Origin of the sequence: Streptomyces sp. NPDC093984 (assembly GCF_044764595.1) — a bacterium.
GTDB classification, from domain to species: Bacteria; Actinomycetota; Actinomycetes; order Streptomycetales; family Streptomycetaceae; genus Streptomyces; species Streptomyces cynarae.
Genome location: NZ_JBIWIM010000012.1, coordinates 159,991 through 179,855, shown reverse-complemented (window position 1 = coordinate 179,855; position 19,865 = coordinate 159,991). Strand labels below are relative to the sequence as shown.

Here is a 19,865-nt window from a genome sequence, read left to right as displayed (position 1 = left end):
ACGCACTCCTGACCCGCGGGTCACCGGATGTTCACACGGCCGGCATGTCGGGCCCGATCCGGCTGCGTACGGCGGTCTGCACCTCGGCCTCCTCGGCGGGGTCCGCGGCGAGCCGGCGCAGCCGCTCCACGACGCGGGCGTCTCCCGTCTCGGCGTGCCGTGCGGCGATCTCGCGGGTGGACTCCTCGCAGTCCCAGAGGCATTCGACGGCGAATCCCGAGGCGAAGGAGGGATCGGTGGCGGCCAGCGCGCGGGCGGCTCGCCCCCGCAGATGGGAGGACGCGGTCTCGCGGTAGACATGGCGCAGGACAGGCGCGGCGCAGGCGATGCCGAGCCGTCCGGCGCCGTCGACGAGGGTCCACAGGGTCGGCGCGTCGGGGCCCTCGCCCCGAACCGCCTCCCTGAGGGCCGCGAGGACCAGGTCGCTGTCCTGGGCACCGCCACGGCAGGCGAGCATGCGCCCGGCGGCGGCCCCGAGGGCGTCGGGCCGGCGGGCCCAGCGCCGTGCGCGGTCCACGGCGGCGAGACTGCGCATGCGTTCGAAGGCGTCCACGGCCGCGTCGACGACGAACGCGGAACCCGTGGTCACGGCATTCTCGATGAGCTCGAGGGCGTCCGGATCGTTGCTGTCGGCGAGGTACCGCAGGGCCGTCGAGCGGGCCCCGTCGCCGCCCGAGCGGGCGGCCTCGACGATCTCGGCGCGGTCCTCGGGGCCGGCGACTGCGGTGAGGCAGCGCGCGGCGGGCACGTGCAGCGCGGCACCACGTTCGATGCCCTGCTGGGCCCAGTCGAAGACGGCCTGCACGCTCCACCCCGGGCGAGGTCCCTGGGACCGCAGCTGCCGCTGCCAGCGGTCGAAACAGCCGGCCTCCTGTGCGGCACGCACGCGCGAGGCGATGGATTCCCGGGGGTCGTCGGCCCAGAGCCGCCAGGGCCGCGGTTCGAAGGCGTCCCGGACGGCGGCGGCGAGTTCGGCCTCGCCCTCGGGGTCGGCCGGGAAGCGTGCCAGGACGGGAGCGGCCAGGGCGCGCAGGCCCGCGTCGTCGTCGCGCAGGGCGAGCTCGTCCAGGGCCCAGGCCCAGTTGGTGCCCGAGGCTGCGTACCTGCGCAGCAGTTGGAGCGCGTCGCGCCTGCCGTACGAGGCGAGGTGCCCGAGGACGGCGAGGGCGAGTCCGGTGCGGCACTCGTCCGCATCGAGGACGTCCTCGGCGCTGAACAGGTGCGCCTCGATGGCGTCCAGCTCACCGCCCAGGTCGAGGTAGAGCCGGGCGTAGTACAGGGAGCGGTTCTCCACCTGCCAGTCGTGGCGGGGGTCGCGCAGCACACAGTGGTCGAGGGCCGCGAGCGCCTCGGCGCGGGGGGCGGTGAGCGCGTGCAGTGTGCCGTCGCCGCGGCCCCTCTGGAGCAGGCCGAGCAGCGTACCGCTGGGCGCTATGACCGGTTCGAACATGGGAAACAGCCTCACATCAAGCGTCGACGCAACCGGGGGACACGCATTACCTGGCCGCGTGACAACACGTCGGGGCGCCCGCCGTCTCTTGCTCGCTGAAGACCATTTTCCTCTGCCTCTCGTTGGTGGCCCGTGGGGACCGATCACGGTCCGCGCGGTGCGGCATCACCTGCCCGGCCGTCGCGTCCGTGAATCACGACGTCATGATGACCCGGGCTCTCTCGCTGCCGCGACCTTATTTCGGGCGGTCCGGTACCGCCTCCCCCGTTTTCGTCGTTTCCGCTGGTCAGTGTGTTCGGATCAGTGTGCGCCGAACAGTTCGAGCAGGTCCGCCTTGCCGAACATCTTGGCGGTGTCGATCGCCGAGGGCGTCCCCGCGGCCGGGTCGGCACCGCCGTCCAGGAGGACCCGGATGACCTCGGCCTCGCCCTTGAAGACGGCTCCGGCGAGCGGTGTCTGGCCTCGGTCGTTGGCCCGGTCCGCCTCCGCGCCGCGCTCGAGCAGGGCCCGGACGGCGTCGGCGTGGCCGTGGTAGGCGGCGAGCATCACCAGGGTGTCACCGCGGTCGTTGGTGAGGTTGGCCGGAACGCCCGCGTCGACGTATGCCGCGAGCGTCTCGGTCTCGCCTCGCCGCGCCAGATCGAAGATCTTGGTCGCGAGCTCCACGACCTCGGGGTCGGGGGCTTCACTCATCGGCCGGACCGCCTCTCCACTACGGCTGCTGGTACTGACGCCCCGCGGGTTCCGGTACTGGTGCCCCGTACGGGTGAATCGCCAGCGTACTGGCTTCCGCGTCACATGACCGGCCCCGTACTCGGCAAAGATCACGACGAGTCCCGTGGCGGGCGTCAGGGCTGGTCAAGGGACGGAGGCGACTCCGCCGACCGAAGGAAATCCGGTGAATTTCACCCAGTTGCACCTTTTATCGTATGGATACATTCTGTGAGCCTGGAAGGACTCATGGTGACTGTCCCCACGAACCAGGAGAGAGCAATGATTCTGAACATCTCGGGCGTCGTGCTGCTCGGCACCATCGTCTTCCTCTTCTTCCGCAAGGACGGCCTGAAGGGCTCCCACGCGACGGTCTGCTCGCTCTTCGGGTTCTACCTCTCGAGCACCGCCATCGCCCCCAGCATCAAGGCCGGCGGGGCGAGTCTCGCGGGCCTCCTCGGCGGGCTCAACTTCTGACCCGGCTCCCGTCCGCACACACCCCCAGGAGAACGACGTGGCTCGGCGTCCCCTTCCCCGCATTCTGAGCAACGGCGGCGACCGGATCGCCCGCAGCCGGGAGCTGGCGCGGGCGGCGGCCGGCGGCGCCACCGACGTCCTCCACCCGGTGATCACCATCACGCGTGGCCTGCGCCGGCTGGCCGCGGCCGGGCGGCGCACGTGGGCGGACACACCGAAGGACCGGCGGGGGCCGCTGCTCTTCCTGGTGGCCTCGGTGATCCTGGTCGTGGCGCTGGTGCCGTACGGGCCGCTGCTCGCCGCCATCACGTTGATGGCGGCGTCGGCCTGGAAGGGCCGGGAAAACAGGCCGACGGCACCCCCGGGCCCGGACCCCGCGCAGGCCAAGCGGCTGGGCGCGCTGTACGAGGCTCTGGTGCCGTACTTCTCGGCCGCCGAGGACCCGGCTCCGCTGTACGCGCACGGCGGGGACTTCGCCCGGGCCTTCTCCTCCTGCGAGTTCGACGACACCGGCCGCGTCTCCCGCCTCGTCATCCGGTATCCCGCCTACTTCACCGACGGCGAGCCCGAGTCACGGGCCAGGATCGAACAGCTCCTGCACGCCAAGTCGGGACGGGACCGCGAGTACCACTTCGCCTGGGACGAGGAAGGCAACGAACTGACGGTCACCGTGCTGCCTCCCCTGCCCACCGACATCGCCGCGCAGCGCTTCGTGACCGCCCCGGGCGAGACGGTCCTCGGCTTCACCGACCCCACCGGCGTCCAGCGCACGCTCCCCCTCACCCACGGCGAGGAGCGACGCGACGTGCCTCCGGTGCTGTGGCGCACCGGCCCGCGGTGCGCCGAGCCGCACCTGCTGATCGCGGGCACACCCGGCAGCGGCACGACGACGCTGGTGCGCTCCATCGCCCTGCAGGCGCTGCAGCACGGGGACGTGCTGATCGTCGAGGGTGGTGGCGCCGGGGAGTACGCGTTCCTGACAGGCCGGGACGGGGTGCTGGCGGTGGAGTCCGGGCTCGCGGGGGCGGCGGCGAGCCTGGAGTGGGCCACCCATGAGACGGAGCGGCGGCTGATCGCCGCCAACCGTGCCCGGCAGGCCGGTCACCCCCCGCCGGACGACGTCAGGCGCCCGCTGTGGATTCTGCTGGACCGGCCGACCGTCCTCGGGCCTCTCGCCGCCGCCGACGGCCGCCCCGACCCCCAGGCCCTGCTCCAGGTGCCGCTGCGGCACGGCCGCGCGGCGAACGTCACGGTGGTGGTCGCCGAGCAGGTGGACGCCCTGGACGCCCTGTCCGACGCGGTCCTGCAGCACACCCGCGCGCGCGTGGCGCTCGGCCCGGTGGCCCCCGGCGAGCTGCAGGCGGTGCTCGGCGCCCCGCCGCACACCACCCCCGTCAAGGACGTGCCGCCCGGCCGCGGTTACGCCCGACTGGGCTCGGGCCCGGTCCACCGCCTCCAGGTACCGGCCACCCCGGACCCGTACGACGACACCGCCGGCGAACAGCAGCGACAGGCGGTCCTCGCCCTGCTGCCCCGCCGCAGCGAACCGAGCGCCCCCAGCGAACCGATCGCGCCGAGCACACCGATCGCCCCGAGCACACCGATCGCCCCCGGCGCTCCGATCGACTGCGAGAAGCCGGCCGACCGCGGCGCACCGGTCGAGTCGGTCCCGACGGAGGCACTGGCCGTGGAGGGCTGACCGCAGTCCCGCACCATGCCCCTGATCAGGCCACGAACGTCCGTGGAGCCTCCGCCGGCCCCGACGCGCCCGTCTGGACCAGGCGGGCCGCGGCCGCCAGACGCACCGCCGCCTCCTCCGCCACCGCGCCGCCCACCGTGAACGGCAGTCGCACATAGCCCTCGAAGGCGCCGTCCACACCGAACCGCGGCCCCGACGGCACCCGGACCCCGACCCGTTCCCCGGCCTCCGCGAGACGGGAGCCCGAGAGGCCGCCGGTGCGCACCCACAGCGTCAGGCCGCCCCGGGGCACCGAGAACTCCCACGTCGGCAGCTCCTTGCGCACCGCGGCGACCAGGGCGTCCCGGTTCTCCCGGGCCTGGCCGCGCCGCAGTTCCACCGCCTGCTCCCAACCGCCCGTGCTCAGCAGCCAGTTCACGGCCAGCTGCTCAAGGACCGGGGTGCCCAGGTCGGCGTAGGCGCGGGCCGCGACCAGGCTGCGGATGACATCGGGGGCGGCCCGCACCCACCCGATGCGCATGCCCGCCCAGAACGCCTTGCTCGCCGAGCCGACGGTGATGACGGTCGAGCCCGCCGGGTCGAAGGTGCTCACCGGGCGCGGCATCTCGAGCCCCTCCTCGAGGTACAGCTCGCTCATCGTCTCGTCGACGACCAGGACCGTCCCGGCGGAGCGGGCCGCCTCCACCAGGCGGCGGCGCTGGTCCTCGTCGGCGAGCGCGCCCGTCGGATTGTGGAAGTCGGCGACGACGTAGGCGAGCCGCGGTGCGGCCTCGCGCAGCACCTGGCGCCAGCGGTCGAGCTCCCAGCCGCCGAGCCCCTCGGCCATGGCGACGGGAACGAGCCGGGCGCCCGCCTCCCGCATCAGCTGGAGGATGTTGGCGTACGACGGCGACTCGACGGCGATGCGCTCACCGCGCCCGGCGAACAGGTGGCAGATCGCGTCGATCGCGCCCATGGCTCCGGTGGTGACCATGATCTGCTCGGGCATGGTCGGGATGCCGCGCGCCGTGTAGCGGTCGGCGAGCATGGACCGCAGCGCGGGCAGGCCCGCCGGGTAGTCGCCGTGCGTGTGTGCGTACGGCGGCAGTTCCTCGAGGGCACCCTGCACGGCGCGGGTGAGCCAGGGCTCGGGCGCGGGCAGCGCGGCACAGCCCAGGTCGATCATCGAGCCGAGCGCCTCGGGCGGGAGGGGTTCGAGGCCGCGCGCCGGCAGCGGGTTCCCGGCCGGGACGGCGGTCCAGCTGCCCGCTCCGCGGCGGGATTCCAGGAAACCCTCGGTGCGCAGCGCCTCGTACGCGGCCGCGACCGTGGTACGGCTCACCGACAGGGCGAGCGCCAGCTCCCGCTCGGCGGGCAGCCGGGCGGCGACCGGTACCCGGCCCTCCAGCACGAGCAGCCGGATGCCGTCCGCGAGCGCCCGGTACGCGGGCGGGCGGCGGCTGCCGGGGCCCGCGGGGCGGTCCTGCTGGGAGGTGAGCAGCCGGGCCAGCTGTGCCGCCCCCACCGCCGAGGTCCACTGCGCCATGAGTCCCAGTCCACCTTCCCGGAATTGGCCATGGATGGCTTGTCTTTCCAAGCCACAGAGTGACATGCGTCAGGCCACTACCACCACAGGGGGGCACGTTTTGTCTGCCGACTCGCCGAGCGACCGGTCCATTGACAAGTCCATGAGGAGCCGTCTCGGGCGGCGGATGCTCCAGCTCTACGCCGGTCTCGCCCTCTACGGCGCGAGCTCCGCACTCCTGGTGAAGGCGGGTCTCGGCCTGGAGCCGTGGAACGTCCTGCACCAGGGTCTGTCCGAGCTCACCGGGCTCAGCATGGGTGTCGTACTGACGATCGTGGGCGCGACCGTCCTGCTGCTGTGGATCCCGTTGAGGCAGCGTCCGGGACTCGGCACCATCTCCAACGTCCTGGTGATCGGTTTCGCCATGGACGCCACCCTGGCCGTGCTCCCCGAGGTGCGCTCACTGGCGGTCCGCGTGGCCCTCGTGGTCGCGGGCGTGGTGCTGAACGGCGTGGCGACCGGCCTCTACATCGCCGCCGACTTCGGTCCCGGCCCCCGAGACGGCCTGATGACGGGACTGCACCGGCGCACGGGCCGCTCGATCCGGCTGATCCGCACAGCCGTGGAGATCACCGTCGTCGCGACCGGCTTCGCCCTCGGCGGCACCGTCGGGATCGGCACCATCGTGTACGCGCTGTCCATCGGACCGCTCGCCCAGTTCTTCCTGCGCGTGTTCGCCGCCCCCGCGGCATCGGGGCGCAGCACGGTCGTTGCCGCCGGGCAACCGGAGCGCGCGATACTGCGTCCGTGACCACCCTCATACGCCACCCCTACCTCGACCATCCCGGCCCGATCGCCTTCGCCCACCGGGGCGGGGCGGCCCACGGCCTGGAGAACACCATGGCGCAGTTCCGGCGCGCGGTGGCGGCGGGCTACCGCTATATCGAGACGGACGTGCACGCCACGGCCGACGGGAAGCTGGTGGCGTTCCACGACGCGACCCTGGACCGGGTGACCGACGGCGCGGGCCGGATCGCCGACCTGCCCTGGGAGGACGTGCGGCACGCGCGCGTGGCGGGCAGCGAGCCGGTGCCCCTCCTGGAGGACGCGCTGGAGGAGTTCCCGGATGTGCGCTGGAACGTGGACGTCAAGGCGGAGCCCGCGCTGCGGCCCCTGCTGGACCTGATCGAGCGCACCGACGCCTGGGACCGCATCTGCGTCGGCTCGTTCTCCGAGGCACGCGTGGTGCGCGCCCAGCGCCTGGCCGGACCGCGCCTGGCGACGTCGTACGGCACCCGCGGTGTCCTCAACCTGCGGCTGCGCTCCTGGGGCATCCCGGCGGCGGTGCGCCGCTCGGCGGTCGCCGCCCAGGTGCCGGTGTCCCAGTCGGGCGTCCCCGTGGTCGACCACCGCTTCGTGCGCACCGCCCACGCGCTCGGACTGCAGGTGCACGTGTGGACGATCAACGAACCCGATCGCATGCACCGGCTCCTGGACCTGGGAGTGGATGGCATCATGACCGATCACATCGACACACTGCGCAAGGTCCTCGAAGAACGGGGCACCTGGGTCTGAACGCCCCGCGCACGATCACGTTCCACGGGGAAGCGAGGGCACGGGTGGGCACCGACACCGTGCGGGCACAGGCCGGCGACGAGGCCGCCGAGCGGCGGCGCGAACAACGCGGCTGGTACTTCTACGACTGGGCGTGCTCGGTCTACTCGACGAGCGTGCTGACGGTGTTCCTCGGTCCCTATCTCACCTCGGTGGCCAAGTCGGCGGCGGACCCGGACGGATACGTCCACCCGCTGGGCGTTCCGGTGCGCGCCGGCTCGTTCTTCGCCTACTGCGTCTCGGCCTCGGTCGTCGTGGCGATTCTCGTGATGCCGCTCGCGGGCGCGGCGGCCGACCGCACCGGCCGCAAGAAGCCGCTGCTCGCTCTGTGCGCGTACCTGGGCGCCTCGGCCACGACGGGCCTGTTCTTCCTTGACGGTGACCGGTATCTGCTCGGTGGCCTGCTGCTGATCGTCGCGAACGCGTCGGTGGCCGTCTCGATGGTGGTCTACAACTCGTATCTGCCGCTGATCGCCCCGCCCGAGGAGCGCGACGCGGTCTCCTCGCGCGGCTGGGCCTTCGGCTACGCGGCCGGTTCGCTGGTCCTGATCGCGAACCTGGTCCTTTTCACGGCCCACGACTCCTTCGGCGTCTCGGAGTCGACGGCGGTCCGCATCTGCCTGGCCTCGGCGGGCCTGTGGTGGGGCGCCTTCACGCTGATCCCGCTCAGCCGCCTGCGCGACCGCCGTACGACGTCGACGGCTGAGGCGGTGCACGGCTGGCGGCAACTCGCCGCGACCGTCCGGGACATGCGCCGCACCCCGCTCACCCTCGCCTTCCTGCTGGCGTACCTCATCTACAACGACGGCATCCAGACGGTGATCTCTCAGGCCTCGGTGTACGGCTCCCAGGAACTGGGCCTCGGTCAGTCGACGCTGATCGCCGCCGTGCTGCTGGTGCAGCTGCTGGCGGTGGGCGGCGCGCTGGGCATGGGCCGGCTGGCCCGGACGTACGGCGCCAAGCGCACGATCCTCGGCTCGCTGGTCGCCTGGACGGCGACGCTCGCCGCCGGCTTCTTCCTGCCCGCGGGCGCGCCGGCCGGGTTCTTCGCGCTGGCGGCCTGCATCGGGCTGGTCCTCGGCGGCAGCCAGGCGCTGTCCCGGTCGCTTTTCTCACATCTGGTCCCACCCGGCAAGGAGGCCGAGTACTTCTCCGCGTACGAGATGAGCGACCGCGGCATGAGCTGGCTGGGCCCGCTCCTGTTCGGGGTCACGTACCAGCTGACGGGAAGCTACCGGGACGCGATCATCTCGCTGGTGGCGTTCTTCGTCCTCGGGTTCGTGCTGCTGGCCCGGGTTCCGGTACGCGAGGCGGTGCGCGACGCGGGCAATCCGGTGCCCGAGAGGATTTAGCGTCCGAGCGCAAAGGGCGGTAGTGTACGCGTTTGGCCTGCCAGGCGTACCGTTACTGCGCGTCAAAGGAGCCGAAACGCTGGGTGACATCTGCTAGCAGATGTGACAAACCGGGCGCCGGTGGGTACAACAAGGGGCGGCTACGACGGCGACGCATGACCCGGAACGGGACTCGGAACGGGAATCTTTACCGCCGACCGGACGTTGACCGGATGACGACGACAGCGACACCTGTCCTGTGGGCGACAAGCCCGGGAGGCACGATTCATGAGTGAGCGAGCTCTTCGCGGCACGCGCCTCGTGGTGACCAGCTACGAGACGGACCGCGGCATCGACCTGGCTCCGCGCCAGGCCGTGGAGTACGCATGCGAGAAGGGGCACCGGTTCGAGATGCCCTTCTCGGTCGAGGCGGAGATCCCGCCGGAGTGGGAGTGCAAGGTCTGCGGTGCCCAGGCGCTCCTGGTGGACGGCGAAGGTCCGGAGGAGAAGAAGGCGAAGCCCGCGCGTACGCACTGGGACATGCTGATGGAGCGGCGCACCCGTGAGGAGCTCGAAGAGGTCCTCGAGGAGCGTCTCGCGGTTCTGCGGTCCGGCGCGATGAACATCGCGGTGCATCCGCGGGACAGCCGCAAGTCCGCGTAATCCCTCCGGGGATCGGGCGGAATACTGTGCGTGCCAGTCAGTGGGCGCCGTACGTCTTTGTGACGTACGGCGCCCACTGTTTTGTTCACGGGGCCCCTGTCTTGTTGTCCGGCGCGGGTGGGTCGGGCGTCCACGGGGCTCCGCCCCCGGCCCGGAAAGTCAGCGGGGCAGGGGCGGGCGGGGCTCCCCCGAGGTGTCCGCGGGCTCGTCCCTGATGACCTCACCCTGGACGACCTTCCCGTCGGGGCGGTGCATACGAGCCTGCTGGAAGGCGTCACCGAAGCTGCCGTACGCGGACCGGCGGAGTGTGCGGTCGATCGTGCGCTCCGCGTATCGGCCGACCGCCTTCTGGACCGGCGGGAGCAGGAGGAGCAGGCCCGCCGCGTCGGAGACCAGGCCAGGCAGCATCAGCAGCAGGCCGCCGAGCACCATCAGGCCGTTGCCGCCGGACCTCGACGGGGAGCCGCCCCTCTGCAGCGCCTCGTTCAGGTTCCTGAAGGCGCGGCGGCCCGCTCGCTTGATGACCACGGAGCCGAGCACCAGGCCGGCGACCAGCAGCAGGAAGACCGTGAACCCGCTGGTCGCACCGGCGACCACGGTCAGCAGCCAGATCTCCAGGACCAGCCACGCGGCGACGCCCAGCGGCAGGAAGGTGCGCAACCGGGAGCGGCGGGGCCGGGTCGTGGTGCGGGGAGAGGTCGAAGCGCCAGTCGTCATGCTCCCAGTGTGCCCGGACCCGGCTCAGTGCGGGATAAGGGGCGTTCAGCGGCGCCCGTGACGCCGCCCGCGTCCCTACCGGCGCGTCTTCCTGCCTCGGCCCAGGACCTTGCCGAAACGCTCCTCCGCGCCCCACGCCGTGACGCGCCACAGCGCCTCCACGACGATGTTCCGGCTCATCTTGGAGTCGCCGAGCTCGCGCTCCACGAACGTGATCGGCACCTCGACGACGTGGAACCCGGCCTTGACCGCGCGGCGCGCCAGGTCGACCTGGAAGCAGTACCCCTGCGAGGCCACCTCGTCGAGCCCGAGGCCCTCGAGGGTCTCGCGGCGGAAGGCGCGGTAGCCGCCGGTGATGTCGCGCAGCGAGAGGCCGAGGGCCAGACGCGAGTAGGTGCTGCCGCCGCGGGAGAGGAACTCGCGGGACTTCGGCCAGTTCACGACCCGCCCGCCCGGCACCCACCGGGAGCCGAGCACCAGGTCCGCGCTCTTGAGCGCGGTCAGCAGGCGCGGCAGCTCCTCCGGCTGGTGGGAGCCGTCGGCGTCCATCTCGATGAGGACGCCGTAGTCGTGCTCCAGACCCCAGCGGAAGCCGGCGAGGTACGCGGCGCCCAGCCCTTCCTTGCCCTTGCGGTGCATGACGTGGACGTGATCGTCCTCGGCCGCGAGTTCGTCCGCGAGCTTGCCGGTGCCGTCGGGGCTGTTGTCGTCGGCCACGAGGACGTGCGCCTCGGGCACCGCCGACCGCACTCGGCCGACGATCGTCTTGATGTTCTCCGCCTCGTTGTAGGTCGGAATGATCACCAAGGCGGTGCCGAGCGGACCGAACTGCTTGCCCTGGGCCGATGCCCCGAGGGTCCCGTCGCCGTGGTTCACTGCTGCCCCTTCACATCCGTACGCAGAGGTCCACCATAGTGGTCGCGGGATGGGCCTCCGCCACCGCGGGTTCGTTTGGAGGTGTCGATTCCATAAGAGTCGGGTAAGAATGCCCGTCGCGCCGACGGCATGCACGGGCCGATCGCACTGGTGCCCACGGGGTTTCGAGAGCAGGTCCAGTGCGCGCCACGGCCAGGGCGGCTGCGGATCGGGGCCCGGCGCCCTTCGGGCCGACCTGGGACCCGCTGGCTGCGGATCGACCGAAAGCCGTTGTCTACTGGACGTCCGGGCCCCACCCGGGTCACACCCTGCCGACCGACCGGAACGTTGCCCTCGCCGTGGCGCGGGCGCTGAGCCTGGCTCCCAGTGGTGATGCGCCGGCGCGGCACACCATCCCTGACCCAGCGGCGCTCGGGCGACTGCGCGGAGGTTCCCCGGTCGGACGATTCGGTGGTGGACCCGGCCGAACCTACCGGCCCTCCGCGCCTCACTGTCAACAGCCGCCCCACCTGCGGGTCTTCGGCGAAGGGCCTGGTCACAGCGGAGGATACGCAGGTCGCACGACGGGGTTCTGACGGCTCGTCGCCGCCGCGCCACCCCAGGAGATCACTCGCCCGGCCCTACGAACACGGTCCGGCCTCCGACCACGGTGCGCAGGCAGACAGGAAGGTCGGTCCCGGGGGTCAGATCGGGCAGTCCGGGGGTGCCGGAGCGGGGGTCGGTGGACCAGCGGGCCACCCGGTCGTCGGGGGCCTGGACGACGAGTGCGTCGGTGCGCCACACGGCGTAGTCCGCGGGGGCGCCCGGTACCAGCACGCCCGCGTCGTCCCGTCCGATCGCCCGCCAGCCGCCGCGCGTGTGCGCGGTGAACGCGGCGCGTACGGAGACCCGGTGCTCGGGGGTGCGGTGGAACGCCGCCGCGCGGACCGCGCCCCAGGGGTCGAGGGGGGTCACCGGGCTGTCGGAGCCGAACGCCAGCGGGACGCCGGCGCGCAGCAGGGCCGCGAACGGGTTCAGCGTGCGGGCCCGGGCGGCGCCGAGGCGCTCGGCGTACATGCCGTCCTCGCCGCCCCACAGCGCGTCGAAGGCGGGCTGGACGGAGGCGGTCAGGCCCAGTTCGGCGAAGGCCGCGATGGTCTCGGGGTTAAGCATCTCGACGTGCTCGACGCGGTGGCGGGCGGCGCGGATCCGGGCCGGGCCCACCTTCTCGGCGGCGGCGCGCATCCCTTCCACCACGGCCGTGACGGCGGCGTCGCCGATGGCGTGGAACCCCGCCTGCAGCCCGGCCTCGGTGCACGCGACGACATGCGCGGCGACCGCGGCGGCGTCCAGGTAGGCGGTGCCGGTGTGGGCGGCGTCCGCGTACGGCTGGTGCAGACAGGCGGTGTGCGAGCCGAGGGCGCCGTCGACGAAGAGGTCGCCCGCGGCGCCGAGCGCACCCAGCTCCCGGGCCTTGGTGACGTCCTGCTCGGCCCAGTAGCCGACGACGCGCGGCCCGGCTTCCTCGGCGGCGAGGCGCAGCAGCCCGGTGAAGTCGTCCTGGGAGGAGATCTCTGGGCCCGCGCACTCGTGGAGCGAGCCGATGCCGAGGGAGGCGGCGTGGGCGAGGGCGGTGCGCTGGGCCTCGGTGCGCTGGGCGGGGGTGACAGCGGCGAACGCGGCGGCCCGTACGGCGTGGTGGGCGTCGCGGGTCAGCGGCTCGCCGTCCGTGAAGCCGGCCTTGTCGCGCACGCCCGGGGCGAGGTCCAGCAGGGCGCTGGTGACGACGGCCGAGTGGACGTCGATGCGGCTGAGATACAGGGGGCGCCCACCGGTGGCCTCGTCGAGCTCCTCCCGTCGGGGCGCCCGCCGTTCGGGCCAGCGTGCCGCGTCCCAGCCGTGGCCCAGCAGGACCCGGTCGTCCGGCCGGGCGGCGGCGAAGTCCCGTACGAGGGTGAGGGCGGCCGTCAGGGACGGGGCGCCGGACAGGTCGAGGCCGGTGAGCGCGAGGCCGGTGGCGGTGGTGTGCACGTGCGCGTCGGTGAACGCGGGAGTGACGAGGGCCCCGTCGAGGTCGATCACTTCGTCGACGCCGTCCGCGAAGGCGTCGGCCGCGCCCTCGGAACCGACCCAGGCGACATGTCCGGCCTCCACGACCATCGCGGTGGCGAAGGGATCGGCGGGGCTGTGGACCTCTCCACGGCGCAGGAGGACGGTCTTGGGCTCGGCGGTGCGCTCACTCATGGGCAACAGTGTCGCCCCTGGCGGGGGACGCCCCGCAGGGAGGTCGATCAGATCCGGGGCGGACGTGCCTCGTACGGGGTGGACAGGACCACGGTGGTGCGCGTCGACACCCCCGCGAGGGTCCGCAGCCGGGCGAGCAGCTCCTCCAGTTCGTGCGGCGTGGCCACGCGGACCTTGAGGATGTAGTTCTCGTCGCCCGCCACGCTGTGGCAGGCCTCGATCTCCGGGACGCCCGCGAGGCGTTCGGCGATGTCGTCGGGGGCGCTGGGGTCGAACGGCTTCACCGAGATGAAGGCGGTCAGCGGCAGGCCGACGGCCTCGGGGTCGACGACGGCGGCATACCCGCGGATGACGCCCCGCTGCTCGAGCCGGCGCACCCGCTGGTGCACGGCCGATGTGGACAGGCCCGTGGCCTTGCCCAGGTCGGTGTAGCTCATCCGCCCGTCCTTGACGAGCAGCTGCACGATCTGTCGGTCCAGCTCCTCCATGGCGCTAGAACCTACAGTGCGCCCTGACTCCCGGATACCTCAGCAGCGCAGGTCATACCCGGTTTGTGATGTTGGTGAGAGCGGTCCGTGAGCCGCCCGGGTGATCCGCGGCCACGCGAGGCACCTGCGAGTGGCATGTGACGAACGCCACAGTGTCCGGCCAGGCTTCGTGATGCTCTCGTGATTACCCCGGAGACGGGACGGGAAGTGCTTGCTGTGGTCGAGGCCGCAGTGCCTTGTCGGCCCAGCCCGAGGGGGAGAAACCCATGCAGAATCCCAAGCGCCCTGGTCGCACCGTGCCCAAGCGGCAGCAGCCGGTCATCGAGCCCGAGCCGGAGTGCGTCGAACCCGACGCCCTCGACGGCGAGGAGTTCGACGCGTACGACACCTTCGAGATGTACCGGGTGATCTGCCCGGACTGCGCGCAGCCCATCGCGCTCCTGGCGGACGAGGAGGTCCTGCCCGAGCACGCGCTGTGCGCCTCGCCGTGGAACCCGTTCGGTCTCACGGTCTGCTCCGGTACGGGCCGTGCTGCGGCCGACGCCCGCCCGGCGGACGAGTCCCTGGAGCCCCAGGAGCAGGACACCGCCCTGCTGCTGACCCTCCCTCAGGGGCTCGACTGGCGCACGCAGCCGTTCTCGCACGTCGGCGGTCCGGGCTCGCGCCCGCTCCGCATGGCGACACTGCGCCGCCAGGCCGCCTGACACGTCGCGAGCAGCGGCGGTTCCCCAGGGGTTCCGCCGCGGAACTCACGCTCGATTAGCGGGGTCGGTGACCTCGGCGGGCCTCGGGGCGTTGCTCCATGCATGAGCCCCAGTTATTCGGCGACCGGACCCCGGCGGCCGGTGTTCATTCCGGTACCGGCTGCGACGCTGCCACCGCCGCAGCCGCAGGATCCGCCCATCTACCGCGCGCTGATGCGCACCTGGGCCGACCGCGGCCGCACGCTCCCGGGGCGCCACGACCCGGAGTGGGTGCGGCTCGCGGCGCCGCCGGCCGGCCCGCGCCGGCTCGCGGCGGGCCAGGAGTCGTTCAGCGGGACTCGGGACCAGCGAGGTGACGGGCGATGACCATGCGCTGGATCTGGTTCGTCCCCTCGACGATCTGCAGCGCCTTGGCCTCCCGCATATAGCGCTCGACCGGGAAGTCCACGGTGTAGCCGTACCCGCCGAGCACCTGGACGGCGTCGATGGTGACCTTCATCGCCGTGTCGGTGCAGTGCAGCTTGGCCATGGCCGCCTGCTTGGCGAACGGCCGCCCGGCGTCGCGCAGCCGTGCCGCCGCCAGGTACAGCGCCCGGCCCGCCTCGATCTGCGTCGCCATGTCGGCGAGCAGGAAGCGCAGCCCCTCGAAGTCCGAGATCGGCCGCCCGAACTGCCGGCGCCCGGTGGCGTACGCGACGGCCTCGTCCAGGGCCGCCTGGGCCAGGCCGATGGCGCAGGCCGCGATGCCGAGCCGCCCGGAGTCGAGCGCGGACAGCGCGATAGCGAAGCCCTGTCCCTCGTCGCCGATGCGCCGCTCTTCGGGCACGCGCACCCCGTCGAAGTGGACCTGTGCGGTGGGCGACCCCTTCATGCCCATCTTCTTCTCGGGCGCCGCGGCACTCAGCCCCTCGGCGTCGCCGGGGACGAGGAACGCGGTGATCCCGCGGGGGCCCTCCTCGCCGGTGCGCGCCATCACGGTGTAGAAGTCGGCGATGCCTCCGTGAGTGATCCATGCCTTGGTGCCGTTGATCACCCAGTGGTCGCCGTCCCGGACGGCCTTGGTCCGCAGGGACGCGGCATCCGATCCGGACGACGGCTCGGAGAGGCAGTAGGCGCCCAGGAGACCCCCGCCGAGCATCGCGGGCAGGTGTTCCAGCTGTTGTTCCTTGGTGCCGTAGTGCGCGAGGGCATGACAGGCCAGGGTGTGGACGCTGACGCCGAGGCCGACGGTGAGGCGGGCCGCGGCCAGCTCCTCGAGGACCTGCAGGTAGACCTCGTAGGGCTGGTCACCACCGCCGTACTCTGAGTCGTACGGCAGGCCGAGCAGTCCGGAGTCGGAGAGCAGGCGGAAGGTCTCGCGCGGGAAGTGCCCGGAGTGCTCCTCCTCGGCCGCCTTCGGGGCGATCTCACGCTGCGCGATGTCACGGACGAGCGAGATCAGATCCCGGGCCTCGTCCGTGGGCAGTTGTCGGTCCACCGGCTGCGGGGCGCGGTCGGGCATGGCGACGCTCTCCTCCCTCTTGGGCACGTCGGCGGACATGCGCCTTGGGTGGGGCGGCGCCGCCGGGTCTCACTGAGCCTGGCCGATGCTCGCCGCTCCGGGTCGCGGAGGCGGCTGACCAGCGGCTGTGGCGCTTGGAGTATGCCCGATCGGAGGCATGACGTCACCGGTTAACGACCGCTTACTTCAAGAAAGCGGATGCCCTGCCGCGGCGTGATCGACATCCGACGGAGGGGTCTTGTCCCCAGGCCGTCTCCGCTCGCCGTGAACCGGCCCGTGAAGGCTTCGCCGGCACCCGGGTGGGACCGCTTCGGGGTCGATCAGTCCTCCCGTTGCCGATCAGTCCTCCCGTTGTCGATCAGTGCTCCCGGTGGGGTCAGGTCGGCCAGTCCTCCCGTTGCGGTCAGGTCGGCCGGCGGGCCGGGGGCGGGGCCGGGTACGCGGGTTCCAGTTCCTCGATCGCGCGCAGGGTGCCGCCCAGCGTCTTCGCCAGCAGGTCGCACATCGTGTCGCGGGACAGTACCGGGCGGTCGACCCAGTCGAGGGTCACGCCCTCCACGCCGCACACCCAGCCGAGCAGTCCCGTGCGCACCAGCGGAGCGATGTCGCGCCGCCCGTACGCCCCCTCGGCGATCGTGGTGACGATCGCCTCGCGCACCCCGTCCCGGATGGCGTGGACCTGCGCGTCGAAGCCCACGCCGCCGCTGACGATCGTGCGGTAGGCGGCCTGGTTGTGCTCGGCGTAGCACAGATAGCGCTCGATGGTGCGGTGCACCCGTTCCACCGGCGGCAGGTCCAGGCCGGCGGCCGCGGAGGTCACGAGGTCGGCCACCGAATCCTCGACAATGGCGAGGTAATAGCCGCGTTTCGATTTGAAGTAGTAGTAGATGAGCCCTTTCGCCACCTGGGCATGGCGCGCGATGTCATCCATCGACAGCGTGTCGTAGGACGTGTCGGCGAATAACTTCCGTCCGATGGCGATGAGTTCGGCGCGACGCGCCAGGGAGCGATCGGTACCGCGCACCTTGGGGCGCACGGCACCTCGCTGTTGACTGCTCTTCAATTTCGGCCCAAGTCTCCAACTACCGGCGGGACATCCGCAGTATCGCAGAATGACACCACCAGCATGTTCGACTCCGATCGGCGGAGTCGGCCGGCAGAGTCGGAACCCGTTGGGAAATGTGCCGCCCGGTTTGCCGGTGGGCGCGCGTCAGCGGACGCCCACCGCCGCCAGCGCCTTGCGCTGCCGCGAGGTGGGACGGGCCGGGAAGTACAGGTAGCAGACGCCGCCGGTGCCGGAGGCGACCTTGCCGGAGGCGTTGTACCGCTTGGTGCGCAACCAGATGTTCTCGAACTCCCGCCGCCGGTACACGCGCCGCACCGCCTCGTCGCTCGGCGACGCCGGGTCGTTGGCGATCACGTCGCCGTCGGCGGTGAACCCGATCACGGTCATCAGATGCCCCGCGGTCCCGTACCCCGCCCCGGTCAGCTCCTCCTTCAGGAACGACTGCGAGGTGATGGCCGGGATGCCCGCAGCGATCAGCGTCTCCAGGTCGGTGAGCGAGGACAGCCGGGTGACCACTGCCTGGAGGTTCTTGAACGTCGCCGCGTAGGCGGCGTTGAAGGGCCAGTTGCCGCAGCCCTGGTACTGGTGGTCGTAGGTGAAGCGGGCGGCATGGCAGACCTGCGGGTCCGCGTACGACGGGTTGACCCAGGACAGTTGTTCGGTTGTGAGCCGCCGCCCCCAGTACTCGATGATCATCTGTGAGGACGTGGGGCTGCACCAGGCCTCGCCGCCGTTGTCGTACTCCGGGTACTGGCCCTTGTGGATCTCCTGCGAGTAGCGCGGGACGATCAGTTCCTCGGCGAGGCCCGGCGTGGAGGCCGGGACGGTGAAGCGGTCGGGGATGTCGGAGCCCATGGCGCCGAGCCGCCACACCGTCGGCGTGATCGGTGTGCCGGGTGAGCGGTACAGGGTCAGGCGCAGGCGGTACGACACCAGGCGCAGGCCCGAGGCGGGATCGGCGACGGCGAAGGTGTCGGTCCAGATGTTGCTCCTGCCATCGCTCTGGCCGTCCACGGAGGTGCGGCGGATGTCCTGGTCGCCGGCCGCCCAGCGGCCCATCACGTACCAGGGAGTGTCCGTGCCGTCGGAGTAGGTGCCCTTCAGTTCGACCTGGAGCCAGGTGCCGGCCGGGGTGTGCGCGTTCCAGGAGGCGACGAGCTCGGTGGACGGGACGGTGAGGCGGTGCGCCGGGGAGGTCCAGATGGCGTACTCCCAGGTGGCGGACTTTCCGGTGTGCGGGTCGGTGTAGTCGGTACGGCCGGCGGGCGTGGCGATCACCAAGCCGGGGCGGAGGCCGGCGAGGGCGCGAACGCCCTGCGCGGTGCCGCTTCGCCAGTCGGGGTACGAGGTCCAGGCGCGGTAGTCCACGAGGCTCGGTGAGGCTTTCGTCGGCCGGGCGGTCGGCGGGGCCGCGGCCGCCGGGCCCGCGGTGCCGGCCGCCGTGGCCGTGGCTACCGCCGCGGCGAGGATGGTTCTGCGGGACGGCTCTGAAGCTCTGGTCATCGGTGGGTGACCCCCAGGAGTCCTTCAAGCAGCGGTTCGGACGCACGGTGTGCGCCAACTATGGCCGCCACGCACGGACTTCTTCCAGCACTTCGGCCGCCGACGCGCCCACCAATATTGGTCCCGACCTGTGGCGGTCTCCTGGGAATGGGGGGCGGGAATTCGGAGGGGCGAATCACCCGCGTTCGCACCGAACCCGAACTAGGGAAAATTCCGGAGAGAGGCCGCTTTCTCCGCGAAGAGGGACAGCCCATTCGCCCGGGTAAGCTGTCCCCTCGAAAAACATGCCGAAACACGCCGACACACCTTCTCGCCCGGGAATCGCCATTCACGCTCTCGCGTCCCGCCTTCAGCACCTGCCGCCCTCCTGCGGCCCCGTCCGTCTCGTCGGCGTGGACGGGCACGCGGGCTCGGGGAAGTCCACGTTCGCCGCACACTTGGCGGCCGCACTCGGCGGCGCGCCCGTGCTGCACCTGGACGACATCGCCACCCATGAGGAGCTGTTCTCCTGGACGGACCGGCTGCTGCGGGAGGTGATCGAGCCGCTCGGCCACGGCCGGACCGCGCACTACCGGCCCTACGACTGGCGCGCACGGCGCTTCGGTCCCGCCCGTGCGCTGCCACCCGCCCCCGTGATCCTGATCGAGGGGGTCGGCGCCGGCCGCCGGGCGCTGCGCCCGCATCTCGCCCGCCTGCTGTGGATGGACCTGGCGCGCGAGGAGGCGTGGACCCGCGGGCGGGCCCGGGACGGCGAGGAACAACGCGCTTTCTGGGACGGCTGGGTCGAAGCGGAGCGTCGGCACTTCGCCGAGGACCCCTCCCGACCCCACGCCTGCCTCCTGGTGCGTCAGAATCAGGAGGGATATGAGGTGCTTTCCGGGTCCGCCGGGCTTCCTGGGACGGACCACGAACTCACTCACAGTGACGACCCCACGGCAATGTGCTGAACTCGTGAAAACCCTCGCCGGGCAACTTCCTCGAGTGCCCCAAGTCGGCTTGACCGGGGGGCCGTACAGGTCTTACGTTCTCAATGTGCGGCTTTCGCAGTCGCACCCAGACGCGAAGCCCCCGGTTGTTCCCCCGTGATCGGGGGCTTCGTTCTGCTCTCAGCACCTTTCGTGGGCGCCAAGAGGCGTGATCCGCTCACCCTCGGTCACCACGCGCCGCGCGCCCCGTCTGCTCCCACCTCGGCGAACGGCCCGTACGGCACCCTTCGTGCGCCCCTCCCCCGCAGGTACGATGCCTCTCGGTGCGACGTTCGGACGCTGCTCTGCGCACCGTGGCAACTCCGGTCCGCGGCACAGCGGTTCGAGCAAGGCGGCCGACGGGCACGGGCCC

Annotated in this window: 19 protein-coding genes; 9 read left to right on the top strand and 10 right to left on the bottom strand. The window is 72.0% G+C overall.

What is annotated here, in order from left to right; genetic code table 11:
• Nucleotides 1–31 precede the first annotated feature (31 nt).
• Together ACIRC0_RS32700 and ACIRC0_RS32695 are read right to left on the bottom strand one after the other, a co-directional pair.
• Nucleotides 32–1,450 carry a HEAT repeat domain-containing protein gene (locus ACIRC0_RS32700; RefSeq protein WP_403623453.1) on the bottom strand — a complete coding sequence of 473 codons (1,419 nt, stop codon included), beginning with the start codon at nt 1,448–1,450 and terminating at the stop codon, nt 32–34.
• A 300-nt stretch (nt 1,451–1,750) separates the two neighbouring features.
• Nucleotides 1,751–2,143: an ankyrin repeat domain-containing protein gene (locus tag ACIRC0_RS32695; RefSeq protein ID WP_403623450.1), complete on the bottom strand. Its 393-nt coding sequence runs from the start codon at nt 2,141–2,143 to the stop codon at nt 1,751–1,753.
• A 300-nt stretch (nt 2,144–2,443) separates the two neighbouring features.
• Here ACIRC0_RS32695 and ACIRC0_RS32690 point away from each other — a divergent pair, with 300 nt between their 5' ends.
• Both ACIRC0_RS32690 and ACIRC0_RS32685 read left to right on the top strand, forming a co-directional pair.
• Nucleotides 2,444–2,638 (top strand): hypothetical protein, encoded by a 195-nt coding sequence (locus ACIRC0_RS32690; protein ID WP_103842281.1) that lies wholly within the window; start codon nt 2,444–2,446, stop codon nt 2,636–2,638.
• A gap of 37 nt (nt 2,639–2,675) precedes the next feature.
• Complete coding sequence (locus ACIRC0_RS32685) at nt 2,676–4,337, top strand: hypothetical protein (RefSeq protein WP_403623447.1); 1,662 nt, start codon at nt 2,676–2,678, stop codon at nt 4,335–4,337.
• A 25-nt stretch (nt 4,338–4,362) separates the two neighbouring features.
• Here ACIRC0_RS32685 and ACIRC0_RS32680 read toward each other — a convergent pair whose 3' ends face one another.
• Complete coding sequence (locus ACIRC0_RS32680) at nt 4,363–5,862, bottom strand: PLP-dependent aminotransferase family protein (protein WP_403623444.1); 1,500 nt, start codon at nt 5,860–5,862, stop codon at nt 4,363–4,365.
• 64 nt (nt 5,863–5,926) lie between these two features.
• Between ACIRC0_RS32680 and ACIRC0_RS32675 the strand changes: the two genes are divergently transcribed.
• The 4 genes from ACIRC0_RS32675 (at nt 5,927) to ACIRC0_RS32660 (ending at nt 9,449) form a co-directional block, all read left to right on the top strand.
• Nucleotides 5,927–6,652: a YitT family protein gene (locus ACIRC0_RS32675; RefSeq protein WP_403623441.1), complete on the top strand. Its 726-nt coding sequence runs from the start codon at nt 5,927–5,929 to the stop codon at nt 6,650–6,652.
• Entirely contained in the window at nt 6,649–7,416 is a 768-nt protein-coding gene (locus ACIRC0_RS32670; RefSeq protein ID WP_403623438.1) for a glycerophosphodiester phosphodiesterase, read from the top strand. The genes ACIRC0_RS32675 and ACIRC0_RS32670 overlap by 4 nt, the downstream gene beginning before the upstream one ends.
• Nucleotides 7,417–7,460: 44 nt before the next feature.
• On the top strand, nt 7,461–8,807 hold the full coding sequence (locus tag ACIRC0_RS32665; protein ID WP_403623435.1) for an MFS transporter: 1,347 nt from the start codon (nt 7,461–7,463) through the stop codon (nt 8,805–8,807).
• 267 nt (nt 8,808–9,074) lie between these two features.
• Complete coding sequence (locus tag ACIRC0_RS32660; RefSeq protein ID WP_099500427.1) at nt 9,075–9,449, top strand: RNA polymerase-binding protein RbpA; 375 nt, start codon at nt 9,075–9,077, stop codon at nt 9,447–9,449.
• 159 nt (nt 9,450–9,608) lie between these two features.
• Here ACIRC0_RS32660 and fxsA read toward each other — a convergent pair whose 3' ends face one another.
• From fxsA to ACIRC0_RS32640, 4 genes are all read right to left on the bottom strand, one after another.
• Nucleotides 9,609–10,166 carry an FxsA family membrane protein gene (gene fxsA / locus ACIRC0_RS32655; protein ID WP_403623432.1) on the bottom strand — a complete coding sequence of 186 codons (558 nt, stop codon included), beginning with the start codon at nt 10,164–10,166 and terminating at the stop codon, nt 9,609–9,611.
• A gap of 75 nt (nt 10,167–10,241) precedes the next feature.
• The gene (locus ACIRC0_RS32650; protein ID WP_403623429.1) at nt 10,242–11,042 is read right to left on the bottom strand and encodes a polyprenol monophosphomannose synthase; all 801 of its coding nucleotides are present in this window, start codon (nt 11,040–11,042) and stop codon (nt 10,242–10,244) included.
• A gap of 606 nt (nt 11,043–11,648) precedes the next feature.
• Nucleotides 11,649–13,265 carry an amidohydrolase gene (locus tag ACIRC0_RS32645; protein WP_403623426.1) on the bottom strand — a complete coding sequence of 539 codons (1,617 nt, stop codon included), beginning with the start codon at nt 13,263–13,265 and terminating at the stop codon, nt 11,649–11,651.
• A 47-nt stretch (nt 13,266–13,312) separates the two neighbouring features.
• Nucleotides 13,313–13,753: an Lrp/AsnC family transcriptional regulator gene (locus tag ACIRC0_RS32640; RefSeq protein ID WP_103842293.1), complete on the bottom strand. Its 441-nt coding sequence runs from the start codon at nt 13,751–13,753 to the stop codon at nt 13,313–13,315.
• A gap of 266 nt (nt 13,754–14,019) precedes the next feature.
• Between ACIRC0_RS32640 and ACIRC0_RS32635 the strand changes: the two genes are divergently transcribed.
• Complete coding sequence (locus ACIRC0_RS32635) at nt 14,020–14,457, top strand: hypothetical protein (RefSeq protein ID WP_403623422.1); 438 nt, start codon at nt 14,020–14,022, stop codon at nt 14,455–14,457.
• 102 nt (nt 14,458–14,559) lie between these two features.
• On the top strand, nt 14,560–14,823 hold the full coding sequence (locus ACIRC0_RS32630; protein WP_403623420.1) for a hypothetical protein: 264 nt from the start codon (nt 14,560–14,562) through the stop codon (nt 14,821–14,823).
• On the opposite strand, the gene ACIRC0_RS32625 is transcribed toward ACIRC0_RS32630, so the two are convergent.
• From ACIRC0_RS32625 to ACIRC0_RS32615, 3 genes are all read right to left on the bottom strand, one after another.
• Nucleotides 14,786–15,958, bottom strand: coding sequence for an acyl-CoA dehydrogenase family protein (locus ACIRC0_RS32625; protein ID WP_403623559.1), 1,173 nt, complete (start codon nt 15,956–15,958; stop codon nt 14,786–14,788). The two genes, ACIRC0_RS32630 and ACIRC0_RS32625, sit on opposite strands and share 38 nt — an antisense overlap.
• Nucleotides 15,959–16,361: 403 nt before the next feature.
• Nucleotides 16,362–17,021 carry a TetR/AcrR family transcriptional regulator gene (locus ACIRC0_RS32620; protein ID WP_403623418.1) on the bottom strand — a complete coding sequence of 220 codons (660 nt, stop codon included), beginning with the start codon at nt 17,019–17,021 and terminating at the stop codon, nt 16,362–16,364.
• 147 nt (nt 17,022–17,168) lie between these two features.
• Nucleotides 17,169–18,527 carry a peptidase C39 family protein gene (locus ACIRC0_RS32615; protein ID WP_403623416.1) on the bottom strand — a complete coding sequence of 453 codons (1,359 nt, stop codon included), beginning with the start codon at nt 18,525–18,527 and terminating at the stop codon, nt 17,169–17,171.
• Nucleotides 18,528–18,811: 284 nt separating this feature from the next.
• Between ACIRC0_RS32615 and ACIRC0_RS32610 the strand changes: the two genes are divergently transcribed.
• Nucleotides 18,812–19,474 carry a uridine kinase gene (locus ACIRC0_RS32610; RefSeq protein ID WP_403623414.1) on the top strand — a complete coding sequence of 221 codons (663 nt, stop codon included), beginning with the start codon at nt 18,812–18,814 and terminating at the stop codon, nt 19,472–19,474.
• Nucleotides 19,475–19,865 lie beyond the last annotated feature (391 nt).

Coding starts and splice junctions, on each gene's coding strand:
- ACIRC0_RS32645 (WP_403623426.1), bottom strand. CDS start 13,265: ATGAGTGAGCGCACCGCCGAGCCCAAGACCGTCCTCCTGCGCCGTGGA.
- ACIRC0_RS32700 (WP_403623453.1), bottom strand. CDS start 1,450: ATGTTCGAACCGGTCATAGCGCCCAGCGGTACGCTGCTCGGCCTGCTC.
- ACIRC0_RS32675 (WP_403623441.1), top strand. CDS start 5,927: ATGCGTCAGGCCACTACCACCACAGGGGGGCACGTTTTGTCTGCCGAC.
- ACIRC0_RS32635 (WP_403623422.1), top strand. CDS start 14,020: ATGCAGAATCCCAAGCGCCCTGGTCGCACCGTGCCCAAGCGGCAGCAG.
- ACIRC0_RS32680 (WP_403623444.1), bottom strand. CDS start 5,862: ATGGCGCAGTGGACCTCGGCGGTGGGGGCGGCACAGCTGGCCCGGCTG.
- ACIRC0_RS32615 (WP_403623416.1), bottom strand. CDS start 18,527: ATGACCAGAGCTTCAGAGCCGTCCCGCAGAACCATCCTCGCCGCGGCG.
- ACIRC0_RS32625 (WP_403623559.1), bottom strand. CDS start 15,958: ATGCCCGACCGCGCCCCGCAGCCGGTGGACCGACAACTGCCCACGGAC.
- ACIRC0_RS32630 (WP_403623420.1), top strand. CDS start 14,560: ATGAGCCCCAGTTATTCGGCGACCGGACCCCGGCGGCCGGTGTTCATT.
- fxsA (WP_403623432.1), bottom strand. CDS start 10,166: ATGACGACTGGCGCTTCGACCTCTCCCCGCACCACGACCCGGCCCCGC.
- ACIRC0_RS32660 (WP_099500427.1), top strand. CDS start 9,075: ATGAGTGAGCGAGCTCTTCGCGGCACGCGCCTCGTGGTGACCAGCTAC.
- ACIRC0_RS32640 (WP_103842293.1), bottom strand. CDS start 13,753: ATGGAGGAGCTGGACCGACAGATCGTGCAGCTGCTCGTCAAGGACGGG.
- ACIRC0_RS32690 (WP_103842281.1), top strand. CDS start 2,444: ATGATTCTGAACATCTCGGGCGTCGTGCTGCTCGGCACCATCGTCTTC.
- ACIRC0_RS32610 (WP_403623414.1), top strand. CDS start 18,812: ATGCCGAAACACGCCGACACACCTTCTCGCCCGGGAATCGCCATTCAC.
- ACIRC0_RS32695 (WP_403623450.1), bottom strand. CDS start 2,143: ATGAGTGAAGCCCCCGACCCCGAGGTCGTGGAGCTCGCGACCAAGATC.